The following is a 19177-nucleotide window of genomic DNA, read 5'->3' as shown; positions in this document are numbered from 1 at the left end:
TTCGTTCCGGAGAAGCGGGAGGCTGCCATGACGCAGCGGATCCAGGCCGCGATCGTGGGCACGGGATTCATGGGATCCGTGCACGCCCGCGCCGTGATGACGGCCGGAGGCCGGGTACGCCTGGTGGTCGGCAGCTCGCCGGGACGTGCCCGGAAACTGGCCGAGGCCCTGCCCGGCGCCGAACCCGCCGGATTCGAGGAGGCGCTGGCCTCCGGCGTGGACGTGGTCCACCTCTGCGTACCCAACCACCTGCACCACGACATGGCCCGGCGGGCGCTGGCGGCCGGCAAGCACGTGGTCTGCGAAAAGCCCCTGTCCGTCTCCGTGCGGGAGGCGGCCGACCTGGCCGGCCTCGCCGCGCGCACGGGCCGCGTGGCCACGGTGCCGTTCGTCTACCGCTTCTACCCCTCGGTGCGGCTGGCGCGTTCGCTGATCGGCGCCGGCACCCGCCGGCCCTGGCTGCTGCACGGCTCCTACCTCCAGGACTGGCTCGCCTCGCCGGACGCCGACAACTGGCGGGTGGACGCCGCCCGGGGCGGCGCGAGCCGGGCCTTCGGCGACATCGGTATCCACTGGTGCGACCTGATGGAGTTCGTCACCGGGCAGCGCATCACGGCGGTGCAGGCCATGCTCGGCACCGCCCACCCCGTGCGCGCGGGACGCCCGTCGGCCACCGAGGACGGCGGCGTGATCTCCTTCCGTACCGACGGCGGGGCACTGGGTTCCCTGGTCGTCAGCCAGGCCAGCGCCGGACGCAGGAACCGGCTGTGGTTCTCCTTCGACGGCCCCGACGCCAGTTATGTCTTCGACCAGGAGAATCCCGAACACCTCTGGGTCGGCGGCCCGGACGCCAACCGCACGCTGACCCGAGACCCGGCCCGTCCCGGAGGCCGGCCCGACGCGCTGCCCGCCGGACACCCCCAGGGCTACCACGAGTGCTTCGCCGACTTCGTCGCCGACACCTACGCCGCCGTCCGGGGCGAGACCCCCGACGGCCTGCCCACCTTCGACGCCGGGCTGCGCGCCGCCCGGCTGACCCAGGCCGTACTCGACTCGGCCGCCTCCCACTCCACCTGGACGGAGATCCCCGCATGAAACTCGGCCTGCTCACCGCCTGCCTGCCCACCTGGCCGCTGCGACGCATCGCCGACTGGGCCGCGAAGACCGGCTACGAGCGCCTGGAGGTCGCCGTCTGGCCCGGCACCGGCGGCCGCGCCTTCGAAGCCTCGCACATCGACGTCGCGCGCTTCGACACCAGGGAGCGCGAGCGCGTACAGCGGTTGCTGCACGAGACCGGGCTCAGGATCTCGGCCCTGGCCTACTACGAGAACAACCTCCACCCCGACCCCGGACGGCGCGAACGGATCCGGGCCCACCTCAAGCACGCGATCGACACCGCACAGGCGCTCGGGGTGCCGTACGTGGGCACCTTCATCGGCCGGGACCCGGCTCGCAGCGTGCCCGACAACCAGCGCGAGGCCGAACGCGTCCTGCCGGAACTCGTCGAGTACGCCGGCGAACGCGACGTGAAACTGATCATCGAGAACTGTGTGATGGAGGGCTGGCACCCCGACGGCCACCCGGGCAACATCGCCTACTCCCCCGAGCTGTGGGAGTGGATGTTCTCCCTCGGCCTGTACCTCAACTGGGACCCCTCCCACCTGATGTGGCTGGGCATCGATCCCCTGGCCACCATCACGCCGTACGCCGACCGGATCGTGCACGCCCAGGCCAAGGACATCGAGCTGGACCCGGTCGCCCGCAACCGGTACGGGTTCTTCGGCACGACCGCCAAGAACGGCGACCCGTGGGCCACCGGCTGGTGGCGCTACCGGGTCCCCGGCCGCGGCCAGGTCGACTGGACCCGCGTCGTCGACCGCCTCTACGAGGCCGGGTTCACCGGCACCCTCTCCGTCGAGCACGAGGACCCGCTGTGGGGCGGCACGCCGGAGAAGGTCTGCCAGGGCCTGACCATCGCCCACCACACCCTGCGCCCCCTCGTCGTGGCCTGACCCTCACCCCGGAGCCCTCCATGTCCCTCCCCGCGGCAACCGCCTACGACCTCGTCGTCGTCGGCAGCGGTCCCACCGGCAGCGCCTACGTCCGCGAGGTGTACGAACAGCACCCCACCGCTTCGATCCTGCTGCTCGACGCCGGCCCGCGCCTGACCGAGCGGCCCGGCACCCACGTCAAGAACATCCCCGACCCGGACGCCCGCGCCCGTGCCCGGCGGGACTCCGAGGGTCCCGGCCCGGCGGGCCGCCCCGGCACCCGGCTGCTCGGCTCGCCCGAGCTGCCCGCCGCCGCCCTCTCCACCAACGTCGGCGGCATGGGCGCGCACTGGACCGGCGCCTGCCCCCGCCCCGGCGACGGCGAACGCGTCGGTTTCGTCCCCGGCGCCGAGCTGGACGCCCACCTCGCCCGCGCCGAGGAACTCCTGCACGTCGACGCCCACGCCTTCGACCGGGCACCCTTCGCCGACGAGGTACGCCGCCGGCTCTCCGCACTCTTCGACCCCGGCCGGCCCGCACACCGGCGCGTGGCCCCCATGCCGCTGGCCGTCACCACCCGTCGCGACGGCGCCCACGCCTGGAGCGGCACCGATGTCGTGCTGGGCCGGGCGGCGGCGGACGCGCGCGTCGAGATCGCCGACCGGTGCCTGGCCCTGCGCGTCGTCCTGGACGGCGACACCGCCACCGGGGTCGTCGTGCGCGACCTCGTCACCGGCGAGGAGAGAAGCGTCGCCGCGCGGGCGGTCGTCGTGGCGGCGGACGCCCTGCGCACACCGCAACTGCTGCACGCCTCCGGCATCCGCCCGCCCGCGCTGGGCCGCTATCTCAACGACCAGCCGCAGATCGTCTACGCCGTCCGGCTGCCCGACGACATCGTCGCCGCGCACCGCGCCACCACCGGCCGCACCCGCGACGAGGACGGCGCCATCGTCCCCCAGAGCGGCGTCAGCTGGGTGCCGTACACCGAGGCCCACCCCTTCCACGGCCAGGTGATGCAACTCGACGCCTCCCCCGTCCCGCTCGCCGGCGGCACCGGTGTCGAGCCCGGTGCCGTCGTCGGCCTGGGCTGGTTCTGCGCCAAGGACATCTCCCCCGACGACCGCGTCGAGTTCACCGACGGCGAGTTCGACGCCTACGGGCTGCCCGCGCCGCGCATCCGTTACCGCTACAGCGACCGCGACCTGGCCACCATCGAGCAGGCCAAGAAGGCCGTCACCGAAGCGGGGGCCGGCATCGGCATCCCCCTCGACGACGGCCCCGTCCTCCTGCCCGCGGGCAGCTCGCTGCACTACCAGGGCACCACCCGCATGGGCCCCGCCGACGACGGCACCAGCGTCTGCGACAGTCACAGCCGCGTCTGGAACATCCGGGGACTGTGGGTCGCCGGCAACAATGTCATCCCGACCGCCACCGCCTGCAACCCCACCCTGACCTCCGTCGCCCTCGCCGTCCGGGGCGCCCGCGCCCTCCTGGACCACCTGAACGCCACGGCCGGGCGGAGCACGCGGGCCGCGCGGGCGGGCACCGGCACCGCCTGAGCCGTTCCGAACCGGGCGGGGCGGCGGCTCAGGGCGATGCCCCGCTCTCGTCCGGGCCGCTCACCACGGTGAGCAGATCGTCCCGCGCGGCCAGCGCGTCCAGGGAGAGGGTGCGGTAGCCGACCTCGTCGAAGAGTACGGTGATGCGGTCGCCCTCCTCGCTCAGCACGGTGCCGCCGCCCCACTCACCGTGCCGTACCGCGGCTCCGGGCGGATAGGCGCCGGCGTCCGGATGCCGCTCGGTGCCCGCCGTGCCGCTGTCGCCGCTCTCCGGCTCGTCGCACCTGTCGCAGTTGCCGCACGGGGCCTCGTACTCCTCGCCGAAGTAGCCCAGCAGGAAGCGCCGTCGGCAGCCGGTGGTCTCGGCGTACGCCCGCGCCATGTCCACGCGTGAGCGGTCCATGCGCTTGTGGGCCTCGGCGGTGTCCACGGCTCGGCGCACCGCGCGGGACGGTGTCGTGCCCGGGACCGGGCGGACGGCGCCCGAAGCGTCCGTGACCAGGGCACCGGCCTCCTCCAGCAGGTTCACCGCCGTGGTGACCCTGGCGCGCGACATGTCGGTGTCCCGTCGCAGTTCCGCGATGTCCGCCGGCGCGCCACGGTGGGCGTGCACCGCCCGTACGACCGCGTCGACGGCCTCCGGACGGGGTGTGCGGCTGCTGAAGTACGCCTGCATCCCCGTGTCCTCGGCGCGGTAGTGCAGTACGGCGAGGGCGGGCCGTCCGTCGCGGCCGCAGCGACCGATCTCCTGGTAGTAGGCGTCCAGGGAGCCCGGCAGCGACGCGTGCAGCACGAACCGCACGTTCTCCTTGTCGATGCCCATCCCGAAGGCCGAGGTGGCCACCACGACATCCAGGTCGTCGGAGAGGAACGCCTCGTGGATCCGGCGGCGTTCGGCGGCGCGCAGACCCGCGTGGTAGGCGCCGGCGGCGAACCCGAGGGAGGCCAGCTCCGCGGCGTAGGACTCGCTGTCCTTGCGCGTCGCCGCGTAGACGATGCCGGGCTTGGGAGCGGCCGCGGCATCCTCAAGGACGCGGGACCGCCGTTCGTCGTCGTCGAGGTGGCGGCGCACATCGAGCCTGATGCCGGGGCGGTCGAATCCGGTGACGAGCTGCCGCGGCCGGTCCATGCCGAGCCGTTCGACGATGTCCTGCCGTACCGGTGGCGCGGCGGTCGCCGTGAGCGCGAGGACGGGCGGCCGGCCCAGCCGGTCCGCCGCCTGGGCCAGGCGCAGGTAGTCGGGCCGGAAGTCGTGGCCCCACGAGGACACGCACTGGGCCTCGTCCACCACGAAGAGGGCCGGGCGCGCCTCGGTCAGCCGCTGTACGACCTCGTCCTTGGCCAGTTGCTCCGGGGACAGGAAGACGTACCGCGCCGCACCTTCGCGCACCGCCGCCCAGGCCTCCTCGGTGCCGGCCGCGCCGAGGTCGGAGTTGACGGCGACGGCGCCCGGGCCGCGGTCGCCACCGGGCAGTCCCGCGATCTGGTCCCGCTGGAGGGCCAGCAGCGGCGACACGACGACGACCGGCCCGGACAGCAGCAGGGCGGGCACCTGGTACACGGCGGACTTGCCCGATCCGGTCGGCATGACGACGAGACAGTCCCGTCCCTGAAGCACCCACTCCATGGCGGTGAGCTGTTCGGGTCGCAGCTCCTCCCAGCCGAACACCTCGGCGGCCGTCTCGCGCAGCCGCCCGGCCCACCGTCCGCGGGCCGGTGGTCCTTGCCCGGTCATGCGCACTCCTCGCTCGGCGGCAGGGGCTGTCCCGGGTACCCCGGGCCGGTCCGGCGACGCGAGTGTGTCCCGACGGTCAGGTGGTCAGCTGCCGCTGGAGCCAGTCGGCGGCGGCACGGCGGAAGAGCCGGCGGTTGTCTGCGCGGAGGAACTCGTGTCCTTCGTCGGGCAGGGTGAGCAGCTCGGCGGTCACACCGCGTTCACGCGCCGCCCGTACGAACTGCTCCGACTCCCCCGGCGGCACATTGGTGTCGTGCTCGCCGTGCACCGCGAGCACCGGTGCCCGCAGTGCGTCGATGCGGCTCATCGGTGACAGCGCCCGCAGCAGTTCCCGGTCGCGTTCGGGGTGGCCGTACTTGTGGGCCGCCGACTGGGCGATCCACGGTTCGGTGCCCTCGAAGAACGTCGCGAGGTCCGACATGCCGCACACCGCGACCCCGGTGCGGAAGAGGTCCGGGTGCCAGACCAGCGAGGCGAAGGTGAGATAGCCGCCGTACGAGCGCCCCATCACCGCCAGCCGGGCGGGATCGGCCAGGCCGGCCAGCACGGCGTGGGCGGCGCAGTCCGCCACGTCGTCGATCGCGGCGAACCGTCCCCTGCCCAGGTCCGCGTCGACGAACGACCGGCCGTATCCGGAGGACCCGCGGACGTCGGGTGCGAAGACGTCGATTCCCCGCCCGAGGATCTCGTGGTACAGCGGGTCGAGGACGGGGCGCTCCTGGTCCTCGGGTCCGCCGTGCAGATGGATGACGCAGGGTGCCGGTTCGCCGGGGGCGCGGCCCGGCGCACGGTAGTACCAGCCGTTCAGCGGCAGTCCGTCCCGGGCGGTGGGGCGCAGGGGGACCGGCCGCACGGGCGGGCGGCCCGGGGGGACGGCGTCCTCGTCGCGTGACGACCACGGGGTGCGCACCGGGGTCGCGCCGTCGGGCAGCCACCAGATACCGGGGCGACGGCGGGACCCGGACAGGGCCAGCAGCAGCCGGGGACCGGCGGCCGAGATACGGGTGACCACTTCGTGCGGCAGCGGCACGGCCCGGAGCGGGCCCGTGCCCGCCCCGGCCCGGACGACCGCGTCCCGGTCCCGGCCGTCCTGATCCCAGCCGCCCCGGTCCCGCCCGTCCTGATCCCAGCCGCCCCGGTCCCGCCCGTCCTGATCCCAGCCGCCCCGGTCCCGCCCGTCCCGGTCCCGCCCGTCCCGGTTCCAGCCGTCCCGGGCGGATACGTCCCGCTCCCGCCCGGGCCGGCCGGACGGGGCAAGTCGGCCGGACGGGGCGGGCGGGCCGGGCCTCCCGGGCAAGTCGGCGTCCGACCCCGGTCGGCCGGCCGCGCTCGTGCCCAGGACCTCCACCTCGCTCATGCCCCGGATGTTCCAGGCGAGCACGGCGGAACCGCCGTCGCGGGCGCACCGCAGCAGTTCCAGGTCGCTGTCCTCCCGCGAGGCGGCGACCGACCAGCCGGTCGGGTGGCCTTCCGGGTCGAGCCCGGCGGCGAGCAGGACCGCGAACTCCCGGTGGGCGTTGCTGCGCAGCCAGAGGGTGTCCGCGCGGGGTGAGAAGCCGCCGATCCACGGGTCTCCGTCGGCCACCGGCATCACACAGGTCGTCACCAGGTCGGCGGTGCGCAGTACGACGGCCTCGCGCCGGCCGCGGGGTCCCCGGCGCAGCAGCGCCAGCGCGCCGTCCCGGCTGAGATCGCACACGCGCAGTGTCGCCGCGTCCTTCTCGACGGCGAGCAGGACGGGGGCGGCGACACCTTCGGGGTCGACGAGGTACGCCGACAGTCCGTCGCCGAATCCGGCTGCCGGCGCGGTCCGGCCGCCCGGTGCGCCGACCGCCGTCGTCTCCACCGTGAGCACGGGGGACGGCCACCCGGGTCCGGGGTCCGTGTGGGGTGCCGGACCGAGGAGCTTCGTGTCGCCCGTCCCGCCCTGCCAGTGGCCCGGCAGGTGGCCGTCGGCCGGGCCGGGGCCGGGCGCGCCGGCCTCCGCCGTGGTGTCCGGGGCGGGTACGGCGGTGGGGACCGCGACGGTGACCGCGATCGCCGATCCGTCGTAGGCCCAGCAGCCCAGGTGGGCGGAGCTGCCCGGCTCGGCCCCGGCGAGGATGTGCCGGTCGCCGCCGTCGGGGCGGACACACAGCACCCGTGTGTGCTCACCGCCGCCGGGGGCCGTGGTGTAGGCGATCCAGCGGCCGTCGGGCGACCAGGACACCTCCGTCACGGGGTCCGGTCCGTCGTCGAGCAGGTGCACGTCGTCGCCGTCGACGGGGCCCGTCCACAGCTGTGGCACACCGCCTCGGTCGCAGATGAAGGCGACGCGCGTGCCGGACGGGTCGGCCGAGGGGTACCAGCAGCCGTGCGCGATGAGCCGCGTCGTCGCCTCGCGCGGCCCGGAGGCGTTCGGCAGCGGGACGCGGGCGGGTGCGGCGAAGGCGGCGGTACGGCCGGCCTGGGCCGGCGGGGACGGGGGGACGGTCCGCTTCAGGGGGACGGCGTGGACGGGGCGGACGGCGGTGGGCCGCCCGGCACCGGCCGGGCCGGCGGCGGGTGGCCGTACCGTGAGGGGCTCCCCGGTCAGATTCCGTGCGTCTGCAGCCATATCTCCAGCAAAGCCACTTGCCACAGTGCGTTCGCTCCGCGCTTGGTGCGGTGTCGGTCGGGGGCCGCCAGGAGTTCGGCGACGTAGGAGTCCTGGAAGACGCCGCGCCGCTTCGCCTCGGGGGCGTTCAGCGCCTCCCGCACCCTGTCCAGGACGGGTCCGGCCATGTGGGTGATCGCCGGGACCGGGAAGTAGCCCTTGGGGCGGTCGACCACCTCGCGGGGCAGCAGTTTGCGGCCGGCCTCCTTGAGGACGCCCTTGCCGCCGTCGGCCAGCTTCAGCTCCGGCGGGCACGCGGCCGCCAGTTCGACCAGTTCGTGGTCCAGGAACGGCACGCGGGCCTCCAGGCCCCAGTCCATCGTCATGTTGTCGACCCGCTTGACGGGGTCGTCCACCAGCATGACATGGGTGTCCAGGCGCAGGGCGGCGTCGAGCGCCGTCTCGGCCCCGGGCGCCGCCATGTGCTCCCGGACGAACCGGCCGGAGACGTCGTCCGGCGGCAGCATGTCCGGTCGCAGCATCGCGGCGAGGTCGGCGTGCGTCCGGTCGAAGTACGTCTCGGCATACCGCTGCGGCTCCTCTTCGCGGGCCGCGGACGCCAGCCGCGGGTACCAGTGGTAGCCGGCGAAGACCTCGTCGGCGCCCTGCCCGCTCTGGACGACCTTGACGTTCCGGGACACCTGCTCGGACAGCAGGTGGAAGGCGACCACGTCGTGGCTCATCATGGGCTCGCTCATCGCCGCGACCGCCGCGTCCAGGGCCGTGGACACGCGCTGTGAGGGGACCACGAACCGCTGGTGATCGGTGGCGAACTCCCTGGCCACCAGGTCGGAGTAGCGGAACTCGTCCCCTTCGTCGCCGCCCTCGGCCTCGAAGCCCACGCTGAACGTCGCCAGGTCCCGCTGCCCCTCGTCGGCCAGCAGGGCCACGATCAGGCTGGAGTCCAGTCCCCCGGACAGCAGGACACCGACCGGGACGTCGGCGACCATCCGCCGCCGTACGGCGGTGCGCAGCGCTTCCAGCACCGCGTCCCGCCACTCGGCGGCGTCCATGCCGGCGTGCTCGGGGCGGCGTGTGTACGACGGCTGCCAGTAGCAATGGTCCCGGTGGGTGCCGTCCGGCTCGACGACCCGCACGGTGGCCGGGGGGAGCTTGCGCACCCCCGCCAGCACGGTCCGGGGGGCGGCCACGGTCGCGTGCCAGCTGAGGTACTGGTGCAGGGCGGCCGGGTCGAGCGAGGTGTCCACGCCGCCGGCCGCGAGCAGGGCGGGCAGCGAGGAGGCGAAGCGCAGCCGTCCCGGGGTCTGTGCCAGGTACAGGGGCTTGATGCCGAGCCGGTCGCGGCCCAGGATCAGACGGCCGGTCCGGTGCTCGACGAGGGCGAAGGCGAACATGCCGTAGAAGCGGTCGACGCAGGCGGTACCCCACTGCCGGTAGGCGGCGAGGACGACCTCGGTGTCGGAGGTGGACCGGAACCGGTGGCCGAGGGCCGTCAGTTCCGTGCGCAGCTCCTGGTAGTTGTAGACGCACCCGTTGAAGACGCCGGTGATCTCCTGCTCGGTGTCGGTCAGCGGCTGCGCCCCGCGCTCGGACAGGTCGATGATCTTCAGACGGCGGTGTCCCAGCGCGATGGCGTCCCGTGCCCACACCCCCTCACCGTCGGGCCCGCGGGCGGCGAGCCGGTCATTCATCCGCTCGACGGCCGCGAGGTCCGGACGCGTGCCGTCGAAGCGCATCTCTCCGCTCAGGCCGCACATCGGCAACGACCTCCCTGCTGCGCGTACGGGTCGCACGGCGTGCGCGGCGACGAGGTGCGCGGCGGGCCGCCCGCCGGTATGTGACCGGGACTGATCGACACGGTGCTGCTTCTCCTTCGCGACAAGGGTGGGTACGGGATGTGGCGCGTACGCGGGTACGGCGTGTGGCGCGTGCCTGGGCAACCGGATGCGGCGCGTGGGCGGGTACCGGACGCGGCGCGTGCTCAGCGGCCGGCGATTCCGGCCCGGCCGGCCCCGGAAGGGTGGGCGACGGGCCGTCCCGGGGCGGCGAGGTGCCGGGCGGGAGCGGCGGGCCTGCGGCGCGGGTGGGCGTCGCCCCGGGTCTCCGCGATCACCAGATCGGTGCAGGCGAGCAGGTCCTCCGCTTCGGCGGTGCGGCGCATGCGGTGGGCGGCGCTGCCGGCCGCCAGGGCCCGCTCCGCGAGGTCGCGGACCGTGGGCCAGTCTCCGGCGGCCTCGAGCGCCGGGCGCACCCGTGCCAGCAGACGCCGTACGACCTGGGCCGCGGGTGCCTCGTGACGGGTCTCGGGGTCGATCAAGGCGCCTTCGAGGCCCGACCGCGCGGCCCGCCAGGAAGCGGCGCGCAACCACTCGTGCCGCCCGGCGCACACGGGCGCGTCAGCCGCCTCCAGCCGCCGGCGGGCCTCGGTCACCAGGGCGCGGTAGAGCCCGGCGACCAGCACGACCGTCTCCGGCCGGGGGCAGGCGTCGCAGATGCGCAGTTCGAGGGTCTGCTGGTGGGCGGACGGCCGGATGTCGTGGTAGATCATTCCGGCGTCGGTGATGACACCCGAGTCGATCAGGCACCGCACGGCCGCGTCGTACTCGGCGGCGTCGGCGAAGCAGCCCGGCGGGCCCGCGGTGGGCCAGCGCTGCCACACCATGGTGCGCCAGCTGGCGTAGCCGGTGTCGGCGCCCAGCCAGAAGGGAGAGCTGGCGGACAGCGCCAGCAGGACGTGCAGCCACGGGGCCACCTCGCACATGAGGCGCACGGCCAGGTCGCGGTCGGGCACGTCGACGTGGACGTGGGTTCCGCAGATCAGCTGCTCGTCGGCGACCATGCGGTATTCGTCGACCATGTGGCGGTAGCGGCGCCCGGCGGTCGGGCGGGTGTCCTGGGTGCGGGCCAGCGGCACGGTACCGGCGGCCACCACAGCCAGCCCGTGGGCGCTCGCCGCGGCATCGAGCCTGCGTCTGGCGCCGATCACGTCGTCGTACAGGCCGGCGAGCGTCTCATGCACACCGCTGTTCGTCTCGACGGTCGCCTGCTGCAGTTCGGTCGTGAAGGTGTCTGCGGGGAGCTTCTCCAGCATGGTGTCGGCTCGTGGCGCGAGCAGGCCCGTCTCCACCTCGACGATGTGGAATTCCTCTTCCACTCCGATGCGAACGGTCACGGCACTCCTAAGGTGACGGGGCGAACGCTGACTGCCTCACCCGGGAATCGACCCCGCCCCGCCGGACCTCCGGAGGGGCGCTGTGCACCTCCGACTTCCCACCAGACTCATTGCTAAGCAGGCACGCTCCTCGGAGTACGACACCTCACAGACGAGCACACCACTTGAGCGCCTCTGCGTGAACCACGGTTCACGGGTTCAGCTCCTCCTGGTGGCCGCCGCGCCATTCGGTGAGCAGGACGGTGGCGTCGTCGTCGAGCTTCCCGTCGTGGTGTTCCACTACGGCGGCCATCAGCCGGCGCAGGGTCTCATGCAGAGTGTGCTGGCCGGAGTGATGGCGCTTGATGAAGTCGACGAACCGGTCCCGGCCGAATTCTCTTCCGCGGGCGTCCCGGGCCTCGACGATGCCGTCGGTGTAGAGCAGCAGGCGGTCTTCGGGCTGGAGCTGCTCGGTGGCCATGGTGACCGGCAGGCCGAGGCCGGCGCCCATGGGGCCGGCCGGAGGGCAGGCGAGTTCGGTGGTCCAGCGGTTGCCGCGGATCAGGATCGGCAGATGGTGGCCGCGGTTGATCCACGTCAGCCGACCGCTTTCCATGTCGAGGTCGGCCAGGATGCCGGTGACGTAACGGCTGTTGCTGAACTGTTCGATCAAAGTCCGTTCCACCTGCTCGCTGGTCTCGGGCAGGGAGGCGCCCTGGCGGCGGGCGTTGCGGCAGGCGGCCACGGCGACGTTGGCGGTGATGCCTGCCGTGGTGTCGTGGCCCATGGCGTCGAAGACGCCCAGGTGGAGGGTGCTGCCGGCCACGGCATAGTCGAAGACGTCCCCGCCGACCTGGTAGGCGGGTTCCATCACGGCGCCCACGGTGGCGTTGTGTCCGGCGTAGGCGGGCGGTGGGGTGAGGTTCCACTGCATCTCCGCGGCCACGTTCATGGGCTCGGTACGCACCAGACGTGCGTAGGAGTCGCTGAAGGACCTCTTGCTGAGCAGCAGCAGGGCTGTCATGGACGCCAGGTCGCGCAGTGCCTGCCGGATGGGTTCGTCATCTGTTCGAGTGTCGGCTCGCAGGACACCCAGCCGCTCGACACCGTCGGTGACGGCCACCCACCACCTCCGTCCGCCCGCCTCGTCCCCTTCGGATTCCGGGAGCAGTTCCACACGCTGGTATGCCTGGCCGGGCAGGCTCCCCGAAACGGTGAACTCCTCTCCGCTCTCCCCCGCGGTCGGCCCCTTGCCGGTGAGCCGGCGCAGCACCGTGTCGCGGACATCGACCACGAAGATCGCCACGTCGTACATGCCCGCCGCGGCGGCGTGCTCGGCGATCATTGCCGGAAGCTGCTCAAGCGTGGCCGTATGACTCGCCTGCATCAGCCGCATCAAGGACACCGCACAGTCCCTCACGGACGCCACGGGTACCCGTCTCTCCCGACACGAACGCCTGCACCGTGGGATGGCCGGCTCGTGCACGGGGCGGCGTCAGCGGACGGGCCGTAGGGGATGATCGCGCGTGTTGGAGCCGGCGTCGGTGGTGCGTTCCCAGGAGTCGGTTCCGTGCCAGTCGAGAATCAGCGCGGTCGCGTCATCGGGAAGATGCCCTTCGCAGGCGTCGTGGATCGCTTCGGTCAGGGCCCGTACCACCTCACGGGGGTGCTCCTCCCGGGTGGCGTGGACAAGAGCGGGCAGATCCACGGCGCGAGCGTCGCGTTCCTGCATGCCGTCGGTGATCAGCACCAGGCGGTCTCCGGGCAGCAGCTCCAGTTCCTGTGCCTCGTAGGTGACCGGAGCGGGGATGCCGAACGGCAAGTTGACCTTCAGCGGCACCTCTTCCACCCGGCCCTGCCGCAGCCGCAGCGGCCAGGGGTGACCGGCGTTGACCAGTCGGCAGGCGCCTGTGTCCAGGGTGATGCGCAGCAGCTGGCCGGTGGTCATGCCCCGGCCGTAGGCGTGTACGGCCTCGTGTGCGGCCCGCGCCTGCTCGGTGATCCCCCACCCGGCTCGGCGCGCGCCGCGGAGGGCGTTGACGGTGAGGGTGGCCAGCATCGCCGAAGCGGTGTCGTGGCCCATGGCGTCGGTGATCGACAGGTGCAGGGTGTTCCGGTCGAGGGCGTAGTCGTAGGTGTCGCCGCCGATGTCGTCGGCCGGGACCAGACCACCGGCCAGGGTGAACTGTGCCGCCTCGCAGCACGGAGCCGACGGCAGCAGCTGGTACTGGATCTCCGCCGCCAGGCTGGTGCGGGTCGTGCGTCTCCCCCAGTGGTACAGGTCGGTGAAGCGCCGGTCGGTGACCACGATGTACGCCAGCGCGTGGGCAGCCTGCGCCACCTGCTCGCGGACGTCGTCATCGACGCAGGGCAGTGTCAACTCCAGGACGCCGATGCAGTCCCCTCGGTTCGTGACCGGCGCGATCAGGCGGGCCCCGCCCTCGTCGTCGGTCTCTTCATGGAGCCGCTGACCGCGCAGGACCCGGTCGTACACGCTGCCACGCAACCGCCGGCGCTCCGGACCGCCGGGAGGATCACCGGCGCGTGGCAGCCGGACTATCTCCTGCCCGATCAGATCCACGAGCAGGAAGGACACTTCCTGCGCCCCGAACCGCTTCTCCAGGTTCCGGGCGACCACGTCCACCGACTCCACCGGCGCGGCGTCCTCCGCCGCGCGCAGCACGTCGTCCAGTTCCAGACGTCCGCCGTCCACCCACGCACCTCCCCGGTCGCGACCCCTTCTTCCCCCGACCGGCCACCACCACTCAGCTGCCGTTGCCGGGTCGCCATACGTCGGGTGGAGACGGCGTCGACATCGTCCGTGACGCCCCCGGCCGGCGCCACGGCGCACGAACCCGACGCGGGCCGCCGACGGCCGCACCGCCGTGATCCAAACGGCCGCACGAAGGTCGCATCCAGCGCGAGCGGTGAGACGAGCCGACCGGCCCGGCCGATGCGAGGGGCCTCCCGGGGCCTACGGGGCGCTGCGGCCGGCGACGTTTCCGTCCGGGTCGTCGGCCAGTGCGATCAGCGCGGTGACCCGTTTGCCGACCGGTTCGCGGTGTACCTCGAAGCCCTGGCTGACGGCGAGGGTGATCTCCAGTCCGTGCCGTCCCACGCGCCGAGGGTCGGTGGCGGCGACGTCGGGCAGGACCGGGTCGCTGTCCCATACCGATACCCGTACCGCGCCACCGGTGATCCGCAGGTCGAGGATGACCGGGCCGGGCGCGTACTTCACCGCGTTGGTGACCAGCTCACTGACCACCAGCTGTGTCATGCCCAGCGCCCGCTCCGAGACGGGCAGGCCGTACACCGCCTGCACCTCGGTGAGAAAGCGGGTGGCCAGTTGCCGGGCGTCACCGATGCAGGAGGGATCGCCGTCGTAGGCGGCCGACGCCGACAGCTCCTGGCCGCGCCGTGTTGTCTGTCCCTCGTCCCCCGCGGCCTGCTCCATGCCCTCGCCCGCCCCAAATGATCGTTACACAGGATGCGTGCCGTGTCCGCGTAGCATCCCACAGCCACATGCCGAGTGCCCCGTGTACGGGGGCTTCATCCCTGCCCGGACACGGTTGACGTTAGGCTGCACCCTGCGCTTGCGTGGAGGCAGAGCCTTCGCGGCAGCGGGCATCCACCTCAAGGAGCGGGAGACGGACGGTATGAACCAAGCCCAGTTGACCGTCTCCCGGCGCGCCACCGCCGACGGCGTGCACGTCGTCGCCCTCGCCGGGGAGATCGACCACACCACGACCGATGCCCTGCGTCACGCCCTCGTCCCCGAGGACGAGGGCGCCCGGTGCACCGTCATCGACTTCCGCGAGGTCACCTTCATGGACTCCAGCGGCATCAACGTCCTGGTCGCCGCCAACAACGCCGCCCGGGCCCGCGGCGGGTGGCTGCGCCTGGCTGACACCCCGAAGCTCATCACGGACCTGTTGCACATCGTCTGCCTCGATGACGTCATCCCGCTGCACGCCACCCTTGACGAGGCCCTTGAGGCGGAGCACGCCGCCTGAACCGCGACCCCACCGCTCGCGCGCCGCATTCGGCTGCGCCGGCCGCCGCACGGCAGCTCGTTGTCCGGCCGACGATCAGGCGCCGCGGCGTGGACGCGTGGGAGGTGCCGTCAGGCGGCCAGAGCGTGAGGGAGCGTGGCGTAGCAGGGGATGATGCTGTCCAGGCCGACGATCTGGATGACGCGCAGGACGGATGCGACCGGGCCGGCCAGACGCAGCCAGCCGCCTGAGCGGCGGGCGGCGTGGTGGGCGGTGATGAGGGCGTTGATGCCGCTGGAGTCGATGAAGGTGACGGCGCTGAGACTGATCACCGTGCGGGCCGTGGCCGCGCCGTGGGGGAAGAGCAGGACGTCCCGCAGGTGGTCGATGGTGTCGTGGTCGATGTCGCCGTGCAACGTGATGACGCTGATGTCGTCGGTGGCCATGGTCTGCCCGGATGACAGCGGACCGTGTGGCACCCCGTAACAGGCTGGCATGGAAGCCTTCGATGAGCTGTCGGAGACGGCGGAGTGGGGCCCTGTGCGAACACGACCGGCCGGCGGGCTCTGTCGAGCCTCAGCGGTATCCGGTCGTGGCCGCAGCGAGGACCCGATGGCCGCCACACTTCCACAAGACGTGGATTGCTGCACGGGATCTGGTGAAGAAGGCCGGGCTGCAGGGCCGCCGGGAGGTCCGACCGCCCCACGGCGGAAGCGGGCCGGGCGGCCCTACCGGCGCGGATGCCACGGCGTCACGGGCGCCGGCCGTCACCGGGAAGGGCCCGCGGCACCTCGTCGCGCACCCTGGAAGCCGGTGGCCTCCTCGTCGGGTGCCGTGCTGCGAACGCCCCGGCGTACGCGGGCCCGGCCGGCACGTTCAGGCCCGCGGCGTCAGCTCGGCCATCCGGTCCCAGCCCGTGCGGTCCGGCAGCGGGACATGGATGATCTCGGGGATCTCGGCGATGGCCTCGGCCATGACGGACAGGCCCCGCTCGAAGTGCGGGGACCGGACGTGGGCCGCGCCTGCGGCCTCGTCGGCGAAGGCCTCAAGGAGGGTGTACCGGCACGGGTCCTCGACACTGCGGGACCAGTCGAAGAAGAGGTTGCCGGGTTCGGCGCGGGTCGCGGCGGTGAAGTCGGCGATCAGGGCGGGCCAGTTGTCGGCGGCCTCGGGACGCAGGGTGTAGCGGACGGCGATGAAGATCATGCGGTCAGTCTGGGCGGGGCCGGACGGACGGCACAGCCCGAGGGCGCCTTATTCCGGCAGGGCCGGAAACCTGGCCGCCGCGTCGGCCAGGAGAGAGCCGACGCGCGGGCCCCGGCACCGGTAGTCGGCGACGGAGAGGGACACCGAGAGCGCGTGCCGGGGGTGCCCGGGGACGGGAACGGCGAGGCAGGTGTAGGCCGGGTCGGCCTCCGCGACGGAGACGGCGAGGCCGCGGGTGCGGACCCGGGCGACCTCCGCCTCGAAGCGGTCCTGGTCGGTGATGGTGCGCGTGGTCAGGCGGGCCATGCCGTGCGCGGTGAGGTAGCGGCGCCGCTCGGGGCGCGAGAGGCCGGCGAGCAGGACCTTCCCGTGGGCGGTGGCGTGCGCCCGGGTCTCCGGGCCGATCTGCCAGGGGCTGGCCGGGTCGGCCAGGGGCGCGGTGGTGTCGACGGTGGTGATCAGCCCGTCGCGGTAAACCGTGAAGTACGCCGGTGCGCCGGTGGCCCGCCTCACCCGTTCCAGCAGCGCGGGCACGGCGGTGTCGGCGCCGACGTGACGGCGGAACGCCGTATGGAGGGCGGAGACCCGGGGCCCGGGGCCGTAGCCGCGCGGGCCGCGGGCCACGTAGCCGCGGGCGGAGAGGGAGCCCAGGAGTTCGTACACGGTGGACAGGGAGCAGCCCAGGCGGGAAGCGAGGCTCTTGGCGCTGAGGGGGCCGTCGGCGTCGGCCAGTTCGTCCAGCAGGGCGAGCGCGCGGTCCACGGACTGGGGGTGGGGCATGGCGGGGGCCTTCTCGTGGCGGAACTGCGAGGAGTGAGTTTACCGGGGCCCGCGTCGCCGCCTCACGCTCGCCGCCGGGTGCCGCAGGCCCGCCGCCGATGCCCGGGGGCGCCGACGGGGGCGCCCGTGCGGGACCCGGCCTCCGCCGGCGACGAGCGCGGGAGTACGAGCGGCAGGCGTCCCGCCCCGGCCGGGTGCATCGGGCGTGTTCAGGATTTGTTTGTTCGGAAGGAAGCCCCCGAACGTGAACAAACGGGAGCGGCTAGACCTGTCCTGGCGATGAACGCCGGGCATCAGCGCTCCGGCGGCGCCGCACGACGAAGGGAACGTGATCACGATGAATCAGCGCGTGAAGGTGCTCCGGGCCGTACTCCTGTCACTGGCCACCACCGGTGCCCTGCTGTCCGCGTCGGCGGCCGGTACGGCCGCGGCCGACGGGCCCGGGAACACCGGCACGGGGACCCGTGTCACCAAGGCCGTGTCCCGCGCGGCCGACCCCGTGCAGACCTTCCGGAACGTGGCCACGAACAAGTGCCTGGACGACAGCAGCGCGGGTGTGCGCACCTTCGACTGCAACAACCTGGACTTCCAGAAGTGGGAGGTGCACGTCTTCCAGGACGGCACCCGGCGCCTGAGGAACATCGCCACCGGCCAGTGTCTCGCCAGTGGCGGCGGGCGTCTGACGATGGGCGGGTGCAACAGCTCCCGGGAGGTCAGCTGGTGGGTGCGCAAGGGAGGCGGCAACGTGGTCTTCCAGAACCAGGCGGCCGGCACGTGCCTGGACGACAGCAACGCCGGGTTGCGCCTGTTCGCCTGCAACAGCCTCGACTTCCAGAACTGGCGGTAACCCGGTTCCCGTAGCGGCAGCCGAGCGGGGGACGGGACGGGCTCGGACGCCGGCCGCGGGCCGGCCACCGGGCCCGTCCCGGCGCTTCGGACGCCGGGCGCACGGACCCGACCCGTGGAGCCCCGCCCCAGGACGGGGCCGGTCTCCTCCACCACGTCTGACGACGAGGAGAGTTCATGAGCATCACGGAATCGCAGGGAACGCCGGCCGGCCCACGGCACCCGGCAGTCAGCCGCAAGACGTTCCTCCGGGCCGCGGCGGGAGCCGTCCTCACCGGCGCCTCGGCCCTGGTCTCCGCCCCGGAGGCACAGGGTGCCCGGCCCGCGCGGTCGCGGGCCGGGGCTCTCCGGGTCGACAAGGTCGCCGATCTCACGGGCCCCGGGATCACCACGCGTTTCCGTATGGAGGCCACCGACCTCGGGGTGCCCGTCCGTACGCCCGACGGCCGGCTTCTGTTCGTCTTCGGTGACACCTTCGAGCACGCCCGGGTCGGCGGCGGCTGGTGGCGCTCGCCCGTCGCCCTCTACGGGGAAGCGGACCCGCTGACCAAGCGCGTGCGGTGGACCGGCGCGGTGGGCGGGGAACACGCCCAGCAGCTTTGGGCCTACGACCACGACAATCCCGAGTTCTCCACCGTGCTGCCCTCCGACGTGATCGCCATCGGCGGCACGATCTACCTGCACGCCATGGTGAACAAGCCCTACCCCAACGTGGTGTGGACCGAGATCTGGCGCTCGGACGACTCGGGCGCGACCTGGACCCACACCGGCGCCAAGTTCCCCGCCGACCTGCACGGCGGGCTGTTCCAGCTGCTCACCTGGGCACTGGGCGACGACGGGTACGTGTACGTGTACTCGACGGGAAATCAGCGCGACAAGCCGATCATCCTGCACCGCGTACCGCCCGGCCGGATCACCGATCCGGGCGCCTACCAGCCATGGGGCCGGCGCGACGGCTCCTGGGGATGGGGGAACCCGCCCACCCCCGTCCTGGAGGGCGGGTTCGGGGAACTGTGCCTGCGTCCGCTCGACGGGAAGTGGGTGCTGACCTGGTTCAACCAGGGCGACTACCGTATCGACGGCATCATCGTGGACCACCCCGCGTCGAACCTCCCCTCCGCCCGCCGCGAGACCCTGATTCACGGCGGCGCCTGGGGCCATGAGGACGATACGCACGTCGCCCAGCTGTACGGCGGCTACATCATCCCGGGCTCGACGCTCCGCGACCTCCATCTGTCGGTGAGCCAGTGGAACAACGACGGGAAGGTGAATTGGCCGTACCACGTCATGCAGTTCCGTGTGCGGGGCTTCGGCGGTTGAG

General features: G+C 73.1%; 16 protein-coding genes. 6 read left to right on the top strand and 10 right to left on the bottom strand.

What is annotated here, in order from left to right:
• Positions 1–27 precede the first annotated feature (27 nt).
• From ABD350_RS31100 to ABD350_RS31090, 3 genes are read left to right on the top strand one after another with little or no spacing between them, the layout of a single operon-like run.
• Complete coding sequence (locus ABD350_RS31100; RefSeq protein WP_344352265.1) at positions 28–1095, top strand: Gfo/Idh/MocA family protein; 1068 nt, start codon at positions 28–30, stop codon at positions 1093–1095.
• Positions 1092–2012 (top strand): sugar phosphate isomerase/epimerase family protein, encoded by a 921-nt coding sequence (locus tag ABD350_RS31095; RefSeq protein ID WP_344352264.1) that lies wholly within the window; start codon positions 1092–1094, stop codon positions 2010–2012. Before ABD350_RS31100 ends, ABD350_RS31095 begins: the two co-directional genes overlap by 4 nt.
• 20 nt (positions 2013–2032) lie before the next feature.
• A complete protein-coding gene (locus ABD350_RS31090; protein ID WP_344352263.1) occupies positions 2033–3550 on the top strand; it encodes a GMC oxidoreductase in 1518 nt (505 codons plus the stop codon).
• Positions 3551–3578: 28 nt separating this feature from the next.
• Here ABD350_RS31090 and ABD350_RS31085 read toward each other — a convergent pair whose 3' ends face one another.
• The 7 genes from ABD350_RS31085 to ABD350_RS31055 form a co-directional block, all read right to left on the bottom strand.
• The gene (locus ABD350_RS31085; RefSeq protein WP_344352262.1) at positions 3579–5285 is read right to left on the bottom strand and encodes a RecQ family ATP-dependent DNA helicase; all 1707 of its coding nucleotides are present in this window, start codon (positions 5283–5285) and stop codon (positions 3579–3581) included.
• A 76-nt stretch (positions 5286–5361) separates the two neighbouring features.
• The gene (locus tag ABD350_RS31080) at positions 5362–7881 is read right to left on the bottom strand and encodes a prolyl oligopeptidase family serine peptidase (protein WP_344352261.1); all 2520 of its coding nucleotides are present in this window, start codon (positions 7879–7881) and stop codon (positions 5362–5364) included.
• Positions 7857–9638, bottom strand: a complete 1782-nt coding sequence (locus ABD350_RS31075; protein WP_344352260.1) for an N-acetylglutaminylglutamine amidotransferase — start codon at positions 9636–9638, stop codon at positions 7857–7859. The genes ABD350_RS31080 and ABD350_RS31075 overlap by 25 nt, the downstream gene beginning before the upstream one ends.
• Before the next feature lie 224 nt (positions 9639–9862).
• Positions 9863–11053 (bottom strand): carboxylate-amine ligase, encoded by a 1191-nt coding sequence (locus ABD350_RS31070; RefSeq protein WP_344352259.1) that lies wholly within the window; start codon positions 11051–11053, stop codon positions 9863–9865.
• 190 nt (positions 11054–11243) lie between these two features.
• The gene (locus ABD350_RS31065; protein WP_382466861.1) at positions 11244–12428 is read right to left on the bottom strand and encodes a PP2C family protein-serine/threonine phosphatase; all 1185 of its coding nucleotides are present in this window, start codon (positions 12426–12428) and stop codon (positions 11244–11246) included.
• A gap of 99 nt (positions 12429–12527) precedes the next feature.
• Entirely contained in the window at positions 12528–13745 is a 1218-nt protein-coding gene (locus ABD350_RS31060) for a PP2C family protein-serine/threonine phosphatase (protein WP_344352257.1), read from the bottom strand.
• 261 nt (positions 13746–14006) lie between these two features.
• A complete protein-coding gene (locus tag ABD350_RS31055; RefSeq protein ID WP_344352256.1) occupies positions 14007–14486 on the bottom strand; it encodes an ATP-binding protein in 480 nt (159 codons plus the stop codon).
• 139 nt (positions 14487–14625) lie between these two features.
• Here ABD350_RS31055 and ABD350_RS31050 point away from each other — a divergent pair, with 139 nt between their 5' ends.
• Positions 14626–15045 (top strand): STAS domain-containing protein, encoded by a 420-nt coding sequence (locus tag ABD350_RS31050; protein ID WP_344352255.1) that lies wholly within the window; start codon positions 14626–14628, stop codon positions 15043–15045.
• Positions 15046–15155: 110 nt separating this feature from the next.
• On the opposite strand, the gene ABD350_RS31045 is transcribed toward ABD350_RS31050, so the two are convergent.
• The 3 genes from ABD350_RS31045 to ABD350_RS31035 form a co-directional block, all read right to left on the bottom strand.
• Entirely contained in the window at positions 15156–15470 is a 315-nt protein-coding gene (locus ABD350_RS31045; protein ID WP_344352254.1) for an STAS domain-containing protein, read from the bottom strand.
• 430 nt (positions 15471–15900) lie between these two features.
• Complete coding sequence (locus ABD350_RS31040; RefSeq protein WP_344352253.1) at positions 15901–16230, bottom strand: putative quinol monooxygenase; 330 nt, start codon at positions 16228–16230, stop codon at positions 15901–15903.
• A gap of 48 nt (positions 16231–16278) precedes the next feature.
• Positions 16279–17010, bottom strand: coding sequence for an IclR family transcriptional regulator (locus ABD350_RS31035; RefSeq protein WP_344352252.1), 732 nt, complete (start codon positions 17008–17010; stop codon positions 16279–16281).
• A gap of 337 nt (positions 17011–17347) precedes the next feature.
• On the opposite strand from ABD350_RS31035, the gene ABD350_RS31030 reads away from it, so the two are divergent.
• Complete coding sequence (locus tag ABD350_RS31030; RefSeq protein WP_344352251.1) at positions 17348–17857, top strand: RICIN domain-containing protein; 510 nt, start codon at positions 17348–17350, stop codon at positions 17855–17857.
• Between the two features lie 176 nt (positions 17858–18033).
• Positions 18034–19176, top strand: coding sequence for a glycoside hydrolase family 183 protein (locus tag ABD350_RS31025; RefSeq protein WP_344352250.1), 1143 nt, complete (start codon positions 18034–18036; stop codon positions 19174–19176).
• The last annotated feature ends 1 nt before the right edge of the window (position 19177 follow it).

The sequence above is a fragment of the Streptomyces nogalater genome (assembly GCF_039532885.1).
Taxonomy (GTDB): domain Bacteria; phylum Actinomycetota; class Actinomycetes; order Streptomycetales; family Streptomycetaceae; genus Streptomyces; species Streptomyces nogalater.
The sequence above is the reverse complement of the archived record's forward strand: the minus strand, read 5'-3'. Positions and strand labels throughout refer to the sequence as shown.